This is a genomic window from Stenotrophomonas sp. VV52, assembly GCF_002893095.1.
In the GTDB taxonomy this organism is placed as follows: domain Bacteria; phylum Pseudomonadota; class Gammaproteobacteria; order Xanthomonadales; family Xanthomonadaceae; genus Stenotrophomonas; species Stenotrophomonas aracearum.
In genome coordinates this window covers 60068-75363 of record NZ_PKQQ01000014.1, presented here as the reverse complement: position 1 = coordinate 75363, position 15296 = coordinate 60068, and the positions used below count along the sequence as shown (strand labels likewise).

At 62.8% G+C, this 15296-nt stretch carries 16 protein-coding genes and 1 pseudogene; 1 reads left to right on the top strand and 16 read right to left on the bottom strand.

Annotated elements, in window-relative coordinates; all coding sequences use genetic code 11:
• Positions 1-289: 289 nt before the first annotated feature.
• The 4 genes from C2U58_RS18095 to C2U58_RS18080 all read right to left on the bottom strand — a co-directional run bounded on the left by C2U58_RS18095 (position 290) and on the right by C2U58_RS18080 (position 3547).
• Complete coding sequence (locus C2U58_RS18095; protein WP_021204601.1) at positions 290-763, bottom strand: NIF family HAD-type phosphatase; 474 nt, start codon at positions 761-763, stop codon at positions 290-292.
• 118 nt (positions 764-881) lie between these two features.
• The gene (locus tag C2U58_RS18090; protein ID WP_229298499.1) at positions 882-1556 is read right to left on the bottom strand and encodes a hypothetical protein; all 675 of its coding nucleotides are present in this window, start codon (positions 1554-1556) and stop codon (positions 882-884) included.
• Positions 1557-1969: 413 nt separating this feature from the next.
• Complete coding sequence (locus C2U58_RS18085; RefSeq protein ID WP_021204599.1) at positions 1970-3061, bottom strand: PA0069 family radical SAM protein; 1092 nt, start codon at positions 3059-3061, stop codon at positions 1970-1972.
• Between the two features lie 150 nt (positions 3062-3211).
• Entirely contained in the window at positions 3212-3547 is a 336-nt protein-coding gene (locus C2U58_RS18080; RefSeq protein WP_012478634.1) for a hypothetical protein, read from the bottom strand.
• A gap of 80 nt (positions 3548-3627) precedes the next feature.
• On the opposite strand from C2U58_RS18080, the gene C2U58_RS18075 reads away from it, so the two are divergent.
• The gene (locus C2U58_RS18075) at positions 3628-3852 is read left to right on the top strand and encodes a helix-turn-helix transcriptional regulator (RefSeq protein WP_012478633.1); all 225 of its coding nucleotides are present in this window, start codon (positions 3628-3630) and stop codon (positions 3850-3852) included.
• A 153-nt stretch (positions 3853-4005) separates the two neighbouring features.
• Here C2U58_RS18075 and C2U58_RS18070 read toward each other — a convergent pair.
• From C2U58_RS18070 to gyrB, 12 genes and pseudogenes are all read right to left on the bottom strand, one after another.
• A pseudogene (locus tag C2U58_RS18070) lies at positions 4006-4248 on the bottom strand (radical SAM protein); the annotation flags it as partial.
• Between the two features lie 196 nt (positions 4249-4444).
• Positions 4445-5188, bottom strand: coding sequence for a pyridoxine 5'-phosphate synthase (locus C2U58_RS18065; RefSeq protein ID WP_102947119.1), 744 nt, complete (start codon positions 5186-5188; stop codon positions 4445-4447).
• Positions 5185-5463 (bottom strand): hypothetical protein, encoded by a 279-nt coding sequence (locus tag C2U58_RS18060; protein ID WP_070209677.1) that lies wholly within the window; start codon positions 5461-5463, stop codon positions 5185-5187. The genes C2U58_RS18065 and C2U58_RS18060 overlap by 4 nt, the downstream gene beginning before the upstream one ends.
• Before the next feature lie 67 nt (positions 5464-5530).
• Complete coding sequence (gene cls, locus C2U58_RS18055; protein WP_102947118.1) at positions 5531-7000, bottom strand: cardiolipin synthase; 1470 nt, start codon at positions 6998-7000, stop codon at positions 5531-5533.
• A gap of 101 nt (positions 7001-7101) precedes the next feature.
• Complete coding sequence (locus C2U58_RS18050; protein ID WP_102947117.1) at positions 7102-7518, bottom strand: biopolymer transporter ExbD; 417 nt, start codon at positions 7516-7518, stop codon at positions 7102-7104.
• Positions 7519-7521: 3 nt separating this feature from the next.
• Positions 7522-7947 carry a biopolymer transporter ExbD gene (locus C2U58_RS18045; protein WP_102947116.1) on the bottom strand — a complete coding sequence of 142 codons (426 nt, stop codon included), beginning with the start codon at positions 7945-7947 and terminating at the stop codon, positions 7522-7524.
• A gap of 57 nt (positions 7948-8004) precedes the next feature.
• Positions 8005-8766 (bottom strand): TonB-system energizer ExbB, encoded by a 762-nt coding sequence (exbB, locus tag C2U58_RS18040; RefSeq protein WP_068848033.1) that lies wholly within the window; start codon positions 8764-8766, stop codon positions 8005-8007.
• 82 nt (positions 8767-8848) lie between these two features.
• On the bottom strand, positions 8849-9406 hold the full coding sequence (locus tag C2U58_RS18035; RefSeq protein ID WP_172448190.1) for an energy transducer TonB: 558 nt from the start codon (positions 9404-9406) through the stop codon (positions 8849-8851).
• Positions 9407-9661: 255 nt separating this feature from the next.
• A complete protein-coding gene (locus tag C2U58_RS18030) occupies positions 9662-10864 on the bottom strand; it encodes a tetratricopeptide repeat protein (protein WP_102947114.1) in 1203 nt (400 codons plus the stop codon).
• A gap of 132 nt (positions 10865-10996) precedes the next feature.
• On the bottom strand, positions 10997-11824 hold the full coding sequence (locus C2U58_RS18025; RefSeq protein ID WP_102947113.1) for a M48 family metallopeptidase: 828 nt from the start codon (positions 11822-11824) through the stop codon (positions 10997-10999).
• Between the two features lie 50 nt (positions 11825-11874).
• Positions 11875-12714, bottom strand: a complete 840-nt coding sequence (locus C2U58_RS18020; RefSeq protein WP_102947112.1) for a CPBP family intramembrane glutamic endopeptidase — start codon at positions 12712-12714, stop codon at positions 11875-11877.
• Between the two features lie 73 nt (positions 12715-12787).
• Complete coding sequence (gene gyrB / locus C2U58_RS18015; RefSeq protein ID WP_102947111.1) at positions 12788-15247, bottom strand: DNA topoisomerase (ATP-hydrolyzing) subunit B; 2460 nt, start codon at positions 15245-15247, stop codon at positions 12788-12790.
• Positions 15248-15296 lie beyond the last annotated feature (49 nt).

The window sequence follows — 15296 nt, the reverse complement described above, 5'->3', positions numbered from 1 at the left end:
GCCGCGGTTGCTACTGCGCGTTCTTTAGGGAAGCGTGTTGGCTGGGCAGTGGGTACGCCTGGAGCTACCGATTCAATTGCTGCCGGCAAAGGTAAGGTTGCCGCAACGCCACTGCACCACTTTTGATTGCTGGCAACCTTTGGTTGGCCGTCTCCGGGTTCTCCGGAGCGACGCTATCAAAGAGTTTCTCGAGTGCTGCCCGCGTGCTGATCCCTAACTGTGCCGAATGTGCGAGAGGACGGCCGCTGCATACGCGCTCTTTCAACGAGCCATCGAGACAACGCGCTGCTCAGCCATGATCGGCGATCATGTGGCCAAGGTCGGATGCACTCTGCAGTTCAATGATGCGATCGGTCAGGCGTTCAGCTGCGATCTGCAACCCGTCATCGTCTGACGAGTACGGGGAGCCGAACAGCGGGATCTCGACCCACAGTCTCTCCTGCCCATCATGCACATAGGGGCCATGGTCATCCAAGAGAAGGGCTTCACCCACGTGGGGGGAGACATAGGAAAGATCCTTTGTCCTTCCAGACCAGTGGATGTATCGAAGCTCGACAAACCATGCCGGAACACTGCCTTCCCTAGCCAGGAGTCCGGCAATTCTTCTTGCAAGTGCCTCGGGAACCGTAGTGAACAGTACAAGTTCCTCGAACTGCGATCGGACATCCTCTAGGAACCGGTGAAGCCCAGGGCGAGGAATCTGACTGACTGCGTTGGAGATGAGCGTGCCTTCGAGGTCCAGTGCCAGGATGGTTGGCTTCATTGGGAGTTCCTGTCTAAGCTTCTAAGCCTGAGTAAACGCATCGGTAGGTAGCTATCCATGGCGTGGGTCACAGGGTACCGGTTCGGGCTACGCCCCTCTGAAACTTTGCCCAACCACTTCACTTCCGTTGGATTGCTTCTGAGACCTCTACGGCCCAACGCGAGGTGTGGATGATCCTGGTCTCCTGCAGCTGCTCTTGAAGGATCTGGCGTTTGGTGAGCTGAGACACCGCCTCCCACTCGTTCCTGAAGATGTAAGTGGCATTGCCTGACTCGGGACTCTCGAACACGTATCGATTCCTTCCCGTGAACCCAAAAACGATGTACTCACTGAAACCGCCTAATCCGACTGCCATGAAGTCGGGCTCGTGACGAGTGATGGTCCGGATGCGCTGCTTAGCGACTGCGCGGTCGCTGTCGGTCAACTGCTTCAGATAACTATCCAATACCTGCATCGCTCTATCGAACGGGAACTTCCCCGGAGGGAGAATGCGCCAGTTGATCTTCTCGACCCTGACCGGCACCGCGAGGTCCGGGTCAACGATTTCGAAGTGTTGGAAGCATTCCAGGTAGATGTTGAGGAGGTTTGCAATGCTCTCTTCTGGCTCCGTCCGGTCAATGATCCTAGTAGCCATTGCGATACCACTGTCTGTATCTACAGCAGTGAGGAATTCACCAGGTGGTGCAACGTATTCCCTGGGATAGGTCTCATAGGATCTTGTCTGAGTACCGTGGTGAGTGTGTCCGTGCCAGTCCTTCCACGAGGTATTGATTGATCGAGACTTGGTGACCATCGGAAGGTCCTTTCGGATGATCTCTTTGCCTCGGGCATTGAATAACGTCGCGGGTCCTTCGGCGCTTGGCACAATGGAAGCGCCTGCGAGCGGAAGGTCGTCGAATCCCAGCATCGCCGCTTGGTGTTCTGTGAGTGGGCCGCTAAGAATGCGAAACTGTGGCAGCCGCTCAATCGTGCTTCGGTAGACTGATAAACCTCTCACTTGCTTGGGCATACGCTGGTCCTTTTCATGAGGAAGCGGGATAACCAAATATGTTTGGAAAGCCGTCTAAGCTTGCTGCGGAGGAGATGCTATTTCCTTTTCGGGGAGATGGTATCAGTACTCAGAAACCTAGGACGCTCTGTCCCTGTAGGCGCCGCTCGGACTGCATCCATAGCTTTGTACTGATGCTAGCCTCGTTTTCCGTTCGGCTAGAAAAGTTGCCCCTGTGGCGACTTGTCTTGGGGAGGTTGAAAAAGATGAGTGGCCAGCGCTGGCAGCCTAGTGAAACCGAGTTCACGATGCTTCTTTTCAAAGCGCTTCCGGATCAAGTCCGCTACAGGGCCAGTTCCGGACATCCTGGTGCCAAAGCTGGCGTCATACTCCTTTCCACCATGCATCTGTCGCATCAAGCTAAGCACGTGCGCAGCGCGGTCCGGATAGTGCAGCTCGAGCCATTCTCTCCAAATGTCCTTAATCTCGTTGGGTAGCCTGAGAAGCACGTAGCCTGCTGCCCGAGCGCCGTGTTCGTGAGCAGCCTCAAGGATGGCTTCTAGGTCATGGTCGGTGATCATGGGAATGACCGGCGCGATCAAAACCCCTACCGGTACTCCTGCCTCGTGCAGCTGATTCATTGCTCGCAGCCTTGCGTGGGGAGCAGCAGCTCGTGGTTCCAGTTTTGCAGATAGCTTCCTGTCGAGCGTGGTGACCGAGAAGTAGACCGTAACCAACCGATCCTTGGCCATCGACGCCAGCAGTTCGACGTCCCTGGTGATCAAGGCACTCTTGGTGACGAAGCTCACCGGATGCTTGGCATCAGCAAGCACCTCAAGGCATTGGCGTGTAATTTGGTAATTCCTTTCAATCGGCTGATAGCCGTCTGTGTTTATCCCCAACGCAATCGGGGTGCACTTGTAGTTCGACTTGCTAATTTCTGCTCTGAGGCGCTCCGGGGCATTTGTCTTTGCAAACAGGCGCGTCTCGAAGTCTAAGCCTGGTGAAAGGCTCAAGTAGGAGTGAGAAGGGCGAGCAAAACAGTAAACACAGCCATGCTCGCAGCCGCGGTACGGGTTGACCGACGCGCTAAAGCCAACGTCAGGGGATGAGTTGTGGCTGATCACTGTGCGCGCTCGCTCTTCCTGCACCTGAGTTCTCAGCGGTGGCGCGTCTTCCATCTCCTGGTAGACCGACTCCCAGCCGTCGTCGACTCCCACTGTTGCAGTGGTATCGAAACGGCTTGGGACACGCGATGCGGCCCCTCTGCCTTTGAGGGGAACTTGGGCCTTTCGAGCATCCTGTTCCATGGCGACAACTTGGGAAGGTCGGGCCGTTAGTATTATTGCTAACCACAGGCGCCGCAACACCGTGAAATTCAGCTAGCTGTAGGCCATACGGTCGTTTGGCGAGTAGGTTCTGCCCAGGCTTATCCACAGCTTCGGCTGGCAAGGCCTTTATCAGCTGCGTTGGCCATGGAGCGCTTTGGCTTCCGCCAAGAAGATCTGCATCAATGCCCGCGATCGACGTGTTGCTGCAGGCAGTGGAATGCCCAACTGTGCGCAGAGCGAAGTCGCATATGCCATCTGTGCACCCGTGGGCGGCTTGATGTCCCAATCCGTTAGCTGGGGGATGAGCTTTGAGAGCTCTTCTGCCAGGCGGTACTCAAAGCCTCTTGCTTGCCCTTCCTCTTCTTGCATTCGACGCATCTGCATAGCGACCTGCTCCCTGCCCATGGGAGAAAAGGGAAGCTCAAGAGTGAACTCCAGTTCCGGACATACGAGGTAAAAGTTCATGGGAGATGCAATTAGTACTTATAAGTAGACTACCTTTAGAGGCGTAGTCTTTAAAGTACTGGAACCACAAGCTGCTTCGTATGGTCGAGCATACGAACCAAGCGAAACTTGCAGATGTGATCCGCGCGCATCGCATTGATCTGGGTGTCAGCCAAGAAGCCTTTGCTGACCACATCCAGATGCACCGCGCCTACTACAGCAAGATCGAGCGTGGCGAAAAGAACCTCACTCTCGCTACCTTGGAGCGAGTTGCTAAAGGCATGGGTACCTCGATGTCGGCCCTGCTGCGCGCCGCAGGGCTCTAACACTCTTTGCAGACCACGAAGGTTGGCCAACCTCTCCAGGATGGGCGTGTTTGGCCGGCACTGCGCGGGGGATTGTGCCGATAGCAATGTGTTTACTGATTATTCTCTAACCTGTTGATCTATATGGATTTATCTAGTGAACAATCAGGGGGTATTGATACCGTGCTCGCAACCGCGATAGGGATTCACCGATTGGCTGAAGCCTACGTCGGGGGACTTGTTACGGCTGATGATGCTGCGCGCGGTTTCGGCACGGACTTCAGTGCGCAGGCGCGGGGCGGCGAATTCTTCGCCGGTGTCCGGTTCCCAGCCGTCGTCGATGGCCTCGCTGACGGTGACCTCGAAGCGGCCTGCGAGGTGCGTGGTGGAGCCGCGGCCTTTGATTGCGATACCCATGTGGTTACAGGGTAGGGCTGGGGCGTCTCATTGAATGAGACGTCTGGGCGGAGGGAGCGGGCGGAGACCGGGTGTCCATGGGTTAGTAGTATTACTAACCACAGGGGTGTTTGGAAGGGGAAGCGTTGTGCTGTCTGGCTTCTGGATGAACCGGTTGGGGTTTCTCCCCATGGTTATCTACAAGAAGGGATTTTTCTCAAACCAGCTCGAGATACCGCTTCACAGTAGCGCCCAGCCCGGCATACAGCGCCTCCCCGATCAGCGCATGCCCAATGGAAACCTCCAGCACGTCCGGGACCGCCTGCAGGAAGTCCCGCAGGTTGTCCTGCGAAAGATCGTGCCCTGCATTCACTCCCAACCCTGCCGCTTGGGCCGTACGGGCGGCCTCGGCGAACAGCGCCAGCATCACCGCGGCATCGCCCGCCGCGTGGGCTTCGGCGTACGGGCCGGTGTAGAGCTCGATACGGTCGGCGCCGATCGCGGCCGCCTGCGCGATGTCCGGGTTACCGGCGTCGACGAACAGGCTGACCCGGCAGCCGTACGACTTGAGTTCGGCAATCAGCGGGCGCAGCCGCTCGGCATCGCGGCCGAAGTCGAAGCCGTGATCGGAGGTGAGCTGGCCATCGCCGTCCGGCACCAGGGTGGCCTGCGCCGGGCGGGTCTGCTCGCACAGCGGGAGCAGGCCGGGATAGCCCGGGCGAGGCGGCGCGAACGGGTTGCCTTCGATGTTGAATTCCACCCGACGGGCGCGGGTCAGTGCGGACAACGCGATCACGTCCTCGGCGTGGATGTGCCGGCGGTCCGGCCGCGGGTGCACGGTGATGCCATGCGCCCCGGCGTCCAGGCAGGCGGTCGCGGCCCGCACTACATCCGGGTCGTGGCCGCCCCGCGAGTTACGCAGGACGGCGATCTTGTTCACGTTGACGCTGAGCTGGGTCATGGGCTCGGGGGCAGGTCGTTCGGGTCGCGTTCGGCGTCGCGGCGGGCCTGCGCCTGCTCGCGCAACCGGCGCAGTTCGGTGGGGTCGATGGCGTTGTAGATCTCGCTGCCGGTGTCGCGCTGGCTTCCGCCGAAGGTGGCGACATAGCGGCCGCGGACCCAGGCCAGCAGGAACAGCAGGGCGCCGAACAGTGAAAGCATCATCAGCCCGGTCGAGGGCGTTTTGACGGCGAAGGCGAAGCAGCCGATCGCCAGCAGCATGAACAGCCAATACATTGTCATTCTCCCCGGTTGACCGCGCCAGTGTAGCGCCGCTGCCGGGCCCGGTTCCACGTGGCGGTGCCTACAGCAGCGGCGAGGCGAGGCGGGCGAAGGCCTCGGGGACCCGGTGCAGCCACAGCGAGCGGCGACGGTCGTTGCGGACCGGGCTGGAAGCGGCGAACTCGGCGATCAGGATCTTCTCCAGCTCGGCCACGCAGGCCTCGTTGCTGATCATCATCGAAAGCTCGAAGTTGAGCCGGAAGCTGCGGTGGTCGAAGTTGGCGCTGCCGGCGATGCACACATCGTGGTCGGCGATGAAGGCCTTGGTGTGCAGCATGCGCGGGCCGTACTCGTAGATCTTCACCCCGGCCTGCAGCAGCTCGTCGAAATAGGAGCGCGCGGCCTGGGTAACGAACCAGGAGTCGCTCATCTTCGGCACCAGCAGGCGCACGTCCAGGCCACCGAGCGCTGCCGAGGTCAGCGCCATGCGCGCGGCTTCGCCCGGTACGAAGTACGGGGTCACCAGCCACACTCGTTCGCGCGCTTCGTGGATGGCGGCAACCTGCAGGCGATGGATGGTTTCCCACGAGGAATCCGGGCCGGACACCAGCACCTGGGTGGTGATGGCACCGTCCTGCCGCGCCGGCATGTCGTTGGGCCACAGCTGCGCGATGTTGAAGCGTGCCTTGGGCTCGCCGGTGGCGTAGATCCAGTCTTCGACGAACACCAGCTGCAGGCTGCGCACCACGTGCCCGGCCAGGCGCATGTGCAGGTCGCGGTAGGCACTCGGGTTGCGGCTTTCGTCTTCCTCGTCGGTGATGTTGATGCCACCGGTGAAGGCAACACGGCCGTCGATGACCACCAGCTTGCGGTGCGTGCGCATGTTCATCCACGGCCGCTTGAACGGCTTGAGCAGCTGCCGCGGGTGGAACCACGCCACTTCCGCGCCCGCGTCGAGCAGCGGTTTGAGGAAGCGCTTGCGGATCGCCGACGACCCGACCGCATCCAGCAGCAGCCGCACGCGCACACCGGCGCGGGCGCGTTCGACCAGTGCATCGCGCAGCGCGGTGCCGGCGTGGTCGGGGTTGAAGATGTAGTACTCCACATGCAGGTGGTCGCGCGCCTGCGCCACCGCCTTCAACAGCGCGGCGTAGGTCTGCGCGCCGTCGACCAGCCATTCCACTTCGGTAGCCGAACTCGGCGCGAGCCCGGTGGTGGCCTGGCCGATCTTGGCCAGCTCGGTGCAATCGGCATCGGGTGGGCACACGCTGTTGTAGTGCTCCATGCCCGAGCGCGCACGGCCGCGCCGCAGGCGCTGGCGCTTCACTTTCTGCGGACCCAGCAGGTAGTAGATGAAGAGTCCCAGGTAGGGCAGGGCCGCCAGCGACAGGATCCAGCTGAGCGTGGCCACCGGCTCGCGCTTCTGCAGCATGATCCAGCCGATGAGCCACAGCAGGTACAGCACGTACGCGGCGATCATCAGCGGACGCAGGTGCGGAATCGCATCCATCCAGTGGAGCCAGTCGGCCAGTGCGGGGTAGGTGGCAAGCATGCGCGGATCATAGCCGGACGCGGGTGTCCGGTGCGCGCACAAAAAAAGCGCCCCTGTTTCCAGGGGCGCCTTCCAGTCGCGTCATGACTTGGTGTTGCGTATTACTGCTGCTGCTGGAACCCGATCTTCTTCATCTGCGCGTTCTTCGCGGCGGCCAGGACCTTGGCCATCACGTCGTACTCGGAGTCCGGGCTGGCGTCGATGCGCAGCTCGGGCTGGTTGGTCGGGTCACGCTGCACTTCCTGCTCCATGCGCTGCTGGAGTTCGCCCACTGCAACCGGGCTGTTGTTCCAGAACACCTGGTTGCTGGCGTCCACCCGCAGCTCGATCGGCGGCGGCGGCTCGACCAGCTGCGGCGGTGGGTTGAGCACGCGCTGCGGCAGGTCCACGGCGATCGGGTACGTCATGATCGGCGCGGTAACGATGAAGATGATCAACAGCACCAGCATCACGTCCACGAGGGGCGTAACGTTGATGTCGGCCATTGGGCCCTTGCCACCACCAGAACTGAATGCCATGGCTTACTGCCCCTTCTCTTTGGTGGCAACGAAGCCAACGTCGAGCATGCCCTGCTCCTGCGCGATCTTGGTCATCTCGTTGATGACACGCATCTTGGTGGTGCGGTCACCACGCAGATTGAGCGGGGGCTGGGGGGTCTGCTGGGCGGCGGTCGCCAGGCGCGACTCGAGAGTCTGCTTGTCGATCTCTTCGTCGTTCCAGTAGATCGAGCCGTCTTCCTTGACTGCCAGGGTGATCGGACCCTTGCGGTCGGCCGCATCTTCCGGATTCTGCACCAGGTTGGCCTCGGGCAGTTCGACCTTGACCTTGTGGGACATCAGGGGCGCCGTGATGATGAAAATGATCAGCAGCACCAGCATCACGTCCACGAGGGGCGTCACGTTGATGTCGGCCATGGGGCCGCCGCTGTTACCACTACTGAAAGCCATAACGGGCTCCGTCTAGATCGTGTTGACTACGTTCTCGCTGGGTACAGCGCGTCGCAATTAGCGGACGCGCGAACCGGTGGCGAAGAAGTCGTGCAGGTCGTGAGCGAACGTATCGAACTTGCTGATCGTGGCGCTGTTGATCTTGCTGAAGAAGTTGAAGGCGAACACGGCCGGGATTGCCACGAACAGACCGATGGCGGTCATGATCAGGGCTTCACCCACCGGGCCGGCAACGGCGTCGATCGAGGCGGAACCGGTTGCACCGATCTTGATCAGCGCGCCGTAGATGCCCCACACGGTGCCGAGCAGACCGACGAACGGAGCGGTTGCGCCGACGGTGGCCAGCAGGGTCATGCCCGACTGCAGGTTGTTGCTTTCGCGGGTCACGGCCTGGCGCAGGGCGCGGTCGACGAACTCCGAACGGCTCAGGTTTTCACCCAGGCCACCGGTGGCGCCGCCTTCGGCACGCTGGTGGTGGGCAGCAGCCTGCGCAGCGTCCAGGGCGATCTTCGAGAACGGCTCGGAAGCCGGCTGCTCTTCCATCGCACGGATGGCGTCCTGGGCGTTCGGGGTATCCCAGAACAGGCTCACGACCTTGTCAGCAGCGCTCTTCAGACGGGTGGCGCGGAAGATGTTGATGACGGTCCAGTACCAGGACATGGCCGACATGATCACCAGGGTCAGAAGCACGACCCAGGAGACGGCGAAGTCGCCCGGCTTGGAGGTCATTTCGTGGATCAGATGCTCGAAGCCCATCTGCGAGAGGGCATTCGACGGGTTGCCCCCGGCAGCAGCGGCGATGAAGAGTTCCTGCAGCATGACGCTTACCTTTGTTGTGTGTGGTGATGAATGTTGTAGCTAGTTTCGAGTGAGGGGTGGGTGGCATTGGCCACCCGACCCATCAATTCAGCGCAAAGTTGACCGGGACGCGGACGCGACCTGCAGCTTTCTTCCCGCCCGATTCGGCAGCGTTAAAGCGCCATTTGCGGGCGGCTTCCATCGCGGCACGGTCCAGATCGCGGTTACGGCTGGACTTTTCGACCGTCACATTGGTGACGTTGCCATTGGCATCGACATCAATGATCAGGATGACTTCACCCTGGATACCTGCGCGGAACGCGGCCGGCGGGTAACGCGGGGGATTCATGGCCTTCGACGAGATATCGACGCTGGCCTCGATGGAGCTGGGCGGCTGCGGCGGGCTCGGCGGGCTCGGCGGCGTGACGATGTCGTTCGGGCGCGGCTCCGGCACGTCGATCACCGGCGCCTGCGGCGGCGGCGGCACCGGCGAGGGCTTCGGCGGCGACAGGTTCTTCACCGGCGGCGGCGGCTGTTCGGTCGGCGGCGGCGGCGGCGGCGGCGGTGGGGGCGGCGGCGGAGCGTCGACCAGGGTCACCATGATGTTGCGTTCCTTTTCCGCGACGGCCTTGGGGGCCACGGCAGGAATGAGGAGCAGCATCAGGGCGGCGAGATGCAATGCGATTACAAAGGCGATACCCACGATGCGCGGCCAGCTGAGGCCGGTGTCATCGCGTTGTTCGTACCTGTGAACGACTAGTTGTTCCGTCATGCGCCAAGAGCTCATTAGTGGGGCCGGGTACCCGGGGCAGGTAACCCATGATCAGCGGTGCATGACACCGCAGGAACCTCCAAGCTTATACCAATCCTGAGCGCCTGCGCATCACTGGCGCAGGCGTTCAGGCGTTATTCCTACTTACTTCAGGTTGATGATTTTCTTCGCATCGGCCTGATTCTTCACACCCTTCGCCAGCGCCTGCTGGGCGGCCTGCTTGGCCTCTGCGGTACGCCCTTCAGAATGCAAGACGCGTGCCAGGTTCAAGTAGGTTTCACCGTCCTTGGAAAGCGGGGCAGCCTTCTGCCACGCGTCGATCGCCTTGTCCACCTGCGGCGGGTCCAGATAATAGTTCGCCTGGGCCAGGGCCAGGTACACCTGGTAATCCGGCTTCAGCACACCCTTGGCCAGGCCGTCATCGATCACCTGGATGACTTTCTTTTCCTGGTTTTCGGTGTTGGCGTAGATCGAGTAGGCCTGCTTGTACTCACGTTCTTCGCTGAGCTGACCGGCCGCCAGCAGCTTGTCCATGACCGTAGCGGCCTGGGCCATCTGGTCGGCCTGCAGGTACATGCTGGCCAGGTTCATCTGGGCCTTCTTGTCGTTCGGGTTCTTGGCCGCCAGCGCTTCGGCTTCCTTGACTGCCTCACCGGTCTGGCCGGCTTCGGACATGGCCGCCATCAGCAGCTGGTTCCAGTTGTCCTTGGGCGCGGTGCTGCCGGCGATGGCCGCCTTGATCACCGGAATGGCCTCCTGGTAGCGCTCGAGCTGGTACAGGGCCTGGCCCTTGATGATCAGCTCTTCCGGCTTGGTCGACTTGGACTCGGCGAAGTACTTGTCCAGGGTGGCCAGGCCTTCGGCGGTCTTGTCGTCCTGGATCTGCAGCTGGCCCAGCATCAGCATCGACTGGAAGTGGCCGTTGTTGTCCAGGCCGTTGAATTCCAGCACCTGCTTCAGGTAGCCGATGGCAGCGGCGTTGTCGTCGGACTGGTAGGACGCCTGCGAGGCGAGCTGCGCGGCCAGCGACTTGTCGTAGGTGTTGGCAGCGTTGTTGGCCAGGATTTCATTGGCCGCGGCGAGGGTTTCCGGGAACTTCTGATCGTTGTAGCTGTCGATCAGCTTCTGCAGCTGCTTGCCCAGCTTCGGCGAAGCCTTGACGGTCGGCTCCTGGCGGGTGGCGTTGGGGTACAACGCTTCAGCCTTGGCCTCGTTCTTGCTGCCACGACGATCGCTGCTGCGGTCGCTGCTGCGACTCTGGGCAACGGCGTCGGTGACCACGACGCCACCGAGGGCGGTCGCGATGAGTACGGTAAGCACGGCTTGCTTGTGGTTGCGGAAAATCATCTTTCACCTCGGTCAAACCGCCGTGGCGGCATCAAAACGGACTGTCAGAAAAATCTGAGCCGCCAAACGTATCAGAAACCGACAGCGTGAGAAATCGTTTCCGATGCTGCAGCACAGCATCCTTTAGTCGAATCACCCGCACTTCGGGCGCCGTCCGGCGGCTTGGGCCTGCTGGAAGACACCGGTCAAGGCAGGTGCATCGCGCTGGAGTTCGCGGATCCGGTTGGCCGGGTCGGGGTGGGTCGACAGCCACTGCGGGGAGCGCCCCGCGCTGGCCGCCATCATGTTCTGCCACAGGTTGACCGCCTGCGCCGGGTCGAAGCCCGCCTCGGCCATCAGCCGCTGGCCGACCACGTCGGCCTCGCTCTCCTGGGTGCGCGAGCCGGGCAGCAGGAACGCCGCCTGGGCGCCCGCACCGCCGAGCTGGTTGACGGTGCTCGCGGCGCCGTCGCCGTAGGCCGCGCCGGCCAGCGCGCCGAGCACGGCCAGGCCGGTCTGCGCCCCCATCTGGCGGGTCAGGCGCTCTTCGTGGTGGCGCGAGATGACATGGCCGATCTCATGCCCGATCACGGCCGCGAGCTGGTCCTGGTTCTTGGCCACGCTGAAGATGCCCGTGTTCACCCCGACCTTGCCGCCGGGCAGCGCGAAGGCATTCGGCTCGGCATCGACGAACACGGCGGTTTCCCACCGTACGCCCTGGTATTGAGGCGGCAACTGCGCAACCAGCGCGTTGACCACGCACTGCACGTAGGCGTTCTGGCGGCCGTCGCTGCTGATCTTTTCTTTCTGCTTGGTTTCGGCGAATGCCTTGGCACCAAGCTGGTCGAGCTCGGCCTGCGAAACGCCGCCCACCATCTGGCGTCGCCCGGTGGGCGAGGTGGTGGTGGCGCAGGCACTGACCAGCAGGGTGATGACAAGTCCGAGCAGCAGGGGTTTCAAAGCGGGGACTCCCGTGTTCATGTCAGCAGTGTGGCCGACTGTACGTAAGGTTTCGTCAAGCCGGCGAGAGGTCAGTGGATGCCCAGGAAAACCAATGCAGCCAGGGCGATCGCGTTGTTCAGCGCGTGCGCGACGATCGGCGCCCACAAGGTGCCGGTGCGCTGGTAAAGCCAGGCAAATGCCGCGCCCATGCCGCCGTACACCAGCCACAGCTGGGCGATTTCCCACGGGCCGTTGGCGCTGGTGCCGGGCACTTCATGGACCAATGCGAAAGCCAGGCTGCTGAGCAGCATGCCCAGCCATGGCCGGCCGGCCTTCCACAGACGGCCGAACAGCACGCGGCGGAACAGCAGCTCTTCGTAGGCCGGTGCCAGCACGATGGCGAACAGGGCCAGGAACCAGGGGAATCGGGCGAGCGCCTGTTCCATCAGGGCCAGGTTGGTGGGCACCGGTTCGATGCCCGCCTGCCGGGCCAGCCAGGCAATGCCATTGCTGCCGATCACCACGCACGCCGCTACCAGCAGGGTCCAGCCCCAGGTCGAAGGACGGCGCGCGGCCTGGAACGAGGCGCTGCGTTCTGCGGCGTCGGCGCGTCGGCGCAGGAAGTACAGGAATACCGCAGCGCCACCGGTGGCGAACAGGGCCATCAGGATCTGCGCGAGTGCGCCCGGCTGGCCCACGTGCTGGGCGAGCGCTTCGGCCGGCTGCGCGCCGGTGTCGCGCACTACGATGATCGCGCGGTACATGCCCCACAGCAGGCCGCTGGCCATGCTCAACCCGAGCAGGGCGAGCGTGCCGATGCCGAGATCGATCAGGAACCCCGCGATCGGGGAACCGGGCTTCCGTTGAGGCGCCTTGGGAACGGCGGGGGGCAGCGGAGGCGTCGTGGACGCCGGGGCGGTAGCGGACATCGGGTTCCTGGCAGCAAGAGGCGGCAGCCGGGCCGGTTGCAGGTCGCAACCGGCCGGCCCTGGCCCGATTGTGTCAGATATCCAGGTTGGCGACCCGCAGGGCGTTGTCTTCGATGAAGTCGCGGCGCGGCTCCACCACATCGCCCATCAGGGTGCTGAAGATCTGGTCGGCAGCCACGGCATCTTCGATGCGTACCTGCAGCAGGCGACGCGTATCCGGATTCACCGTGGTGTCCCACAGCTGTTCCGGATTCATTTCGCCCAGGCCCTTGAAGCGCTGGATCTGGCGACCCTTCTTGGCTTCGTCCAGCAGCCAGTTGCGCGCCTCGGCAAAGCCGGTGATCTCCGACGACTTGGCGCCACGCACGATCTTCGCACCGCTGCGGATCAGGCCGTGCAGCAGCAGCGACGACTGGTGCAGGGCACGCAGTTCGCCGGTTTCGAAGGCGGCCAGCGGCAACACCTGGACCAGTTCCTCGCCCATGTGGCGACGCGTGACCAGCACTGCGGCCGGGCGCTGCTCGGTCGGTTCCTGCAGTTCCAGGCTGAAGCGCGGCGAGCCCAGGCTGCCCTGGTTGAGACGCGCGGCCAGTGCGGCCAGACCTTCGCCTTCGCCGGCCTTGCGCAGGTGCTCCAGGTCCATCGGGGTGAAGTCGACCAGCGCTTCGAGCAGCTGGCGGTCGTAGCGATGGGCGTTGCGGCCGATCGCTTCCTGCGCCGAGGCGTAGGCCAGCAGCAGCTTCTCCAGTGCAACGCCTTCGATGGCCGGCTCGTTCTCGGCCGGAATCAGCGAGGCGTTTTCAACCGCGTTGCTGGCCAGGTAAGCGTCCAGCGCGGGGTCGTCCTTCAGGTACAGCTCCTGCTTGCCCTGCTTGATCTTGTACAGCGGCGGCAGGCCGATGTAGACGTGGCCACGCTCGATCAGCTCCGGCATCTGCCGGTAGAAGAAGGTCAACAGCAGCGTACGGATGTGCGCGCCGTCGACGTCGGCGTCGGTCATGATGATGATGCGGTGGTAACGCAGCTTGTCCGGGTTGTACTCGTCACGCCCGATGCCGGTGCCCAGCGCGGTGATCAGGGTACCGACCTGGTCGGAGGCGAGCATGCGGTCGAAGCGTGCGCGTTCCACGTTGAGGATCTTGCCGCGCAGCGGCAGCACCGCCTGGTTCTTGCGGTTGCGGCCCTGCTTGGCCGAACCACCTGCCGAGTCACCCTCGACGATGAACAGTTCGGACAGCGCCGGATCCTTCTCCTGGCAGTCGGCCAGCTTGCCGGGCAGGCCGGCAATATCCAGCGCGCCCTTGCGGCGGGTCAGGTCGCGCGCCTTGCGCGCGGCTTCGCGGGCACGGGCAGCGTCGACGATCTTGCCGGCGATGGCCTTGGCTTCGTTCGGGTTTTCCTGCAGGAACTCTTCCAGGCGCGCGCCGAAGGCGCTTTCCACCGCCGGACGCACGTCCGAGCTGACCAGCTTTTCCTTGGTCTGGCTGGAGAAGCTGGGATCGGGCACCTTCACCGACAGCACCGCGATCATGCCTTCGCGCATGTCATCGCCGGTCAGGTTGATCTTGGCCTGCTTGGCGATGCCGTTCTGCTCGATGTAGTTGTTGAGCACGCGGGTCAGCGCGCCGCGGAATCCGGCGAGGTGGGTACCGCCGTCCTTCTGCGGGATGTTGTTCGTGAAGCAGTACATCGTTTCCTGGTAGGAATCGGTCCACTGCAGCGCCACTTCCACGGTGATGCCGTTGGACTCGCCGGTCACCGAGATCACGTTCGGATGCAGCGGGGTCTTCAGCTGGGCCAGATGCTCCACGAAGCTGCGGATGCCGCCTTCGTAGTGGAAGTCGTCGCGACGGCCATCGCCGCGCTCGTCGACCAGCACGATCTTGACCCCGGAGTTCAGGAACGAGAGCTCGCGCAGGCGGCGCGCCAGGATCTCGTAGTGGAACTCGACGTTGTCGTGGAACGCGGTCACCGACGGCCAGAAGCGCAGGGTGGTGCCACGCTTGGTGCTGGCTTCCACCTGCGCAAGCGGGCTGACCGCCGCGCCATCGGCGTATTCCTGATGGTAGTGGAAGCCGCCCTGGAAGATGTCCAGGGTGAGCTTCTGCGACAGCGCGTTGACCACGCTGACACCCACGCCGTGCAGGCCGCCGGAGACCTTGTAGCTGTTGTCGTCGAACTTGCCGCCAGCATGCAGCACGGTCATGACCACTTCGGCAGCGGACACTTCGCGACCCAGCTTCTGGCTCATCTGCGCGTGCTTGCCGGTGGGAATGCCGCGGCCGTTGTCGGACACCGAGACCGAGCCGTCGGCGTGGATCGTCACCGCGACGTGGTCGGCATGGCCGGCCAGCGCTTCGTCGATCGAGTTGTCGACGACTTCGAACACCATGTGGTGCAGACCGGTGCCGTCATGGACGTCACCGATGTACATGCCGGGGCGCTTGCGGACCGCCTCCAGGCCTTCCAGTGCGGTGATGCTGTTGGCGTCGTAATTGCCGGTAGGTGCCGGAGTGTTCTGTTCTTCAGTCATCGCGCTTGCCATAGGCTCCGCAGGTCGGGCCACCGCCGTGGGGCAGGGC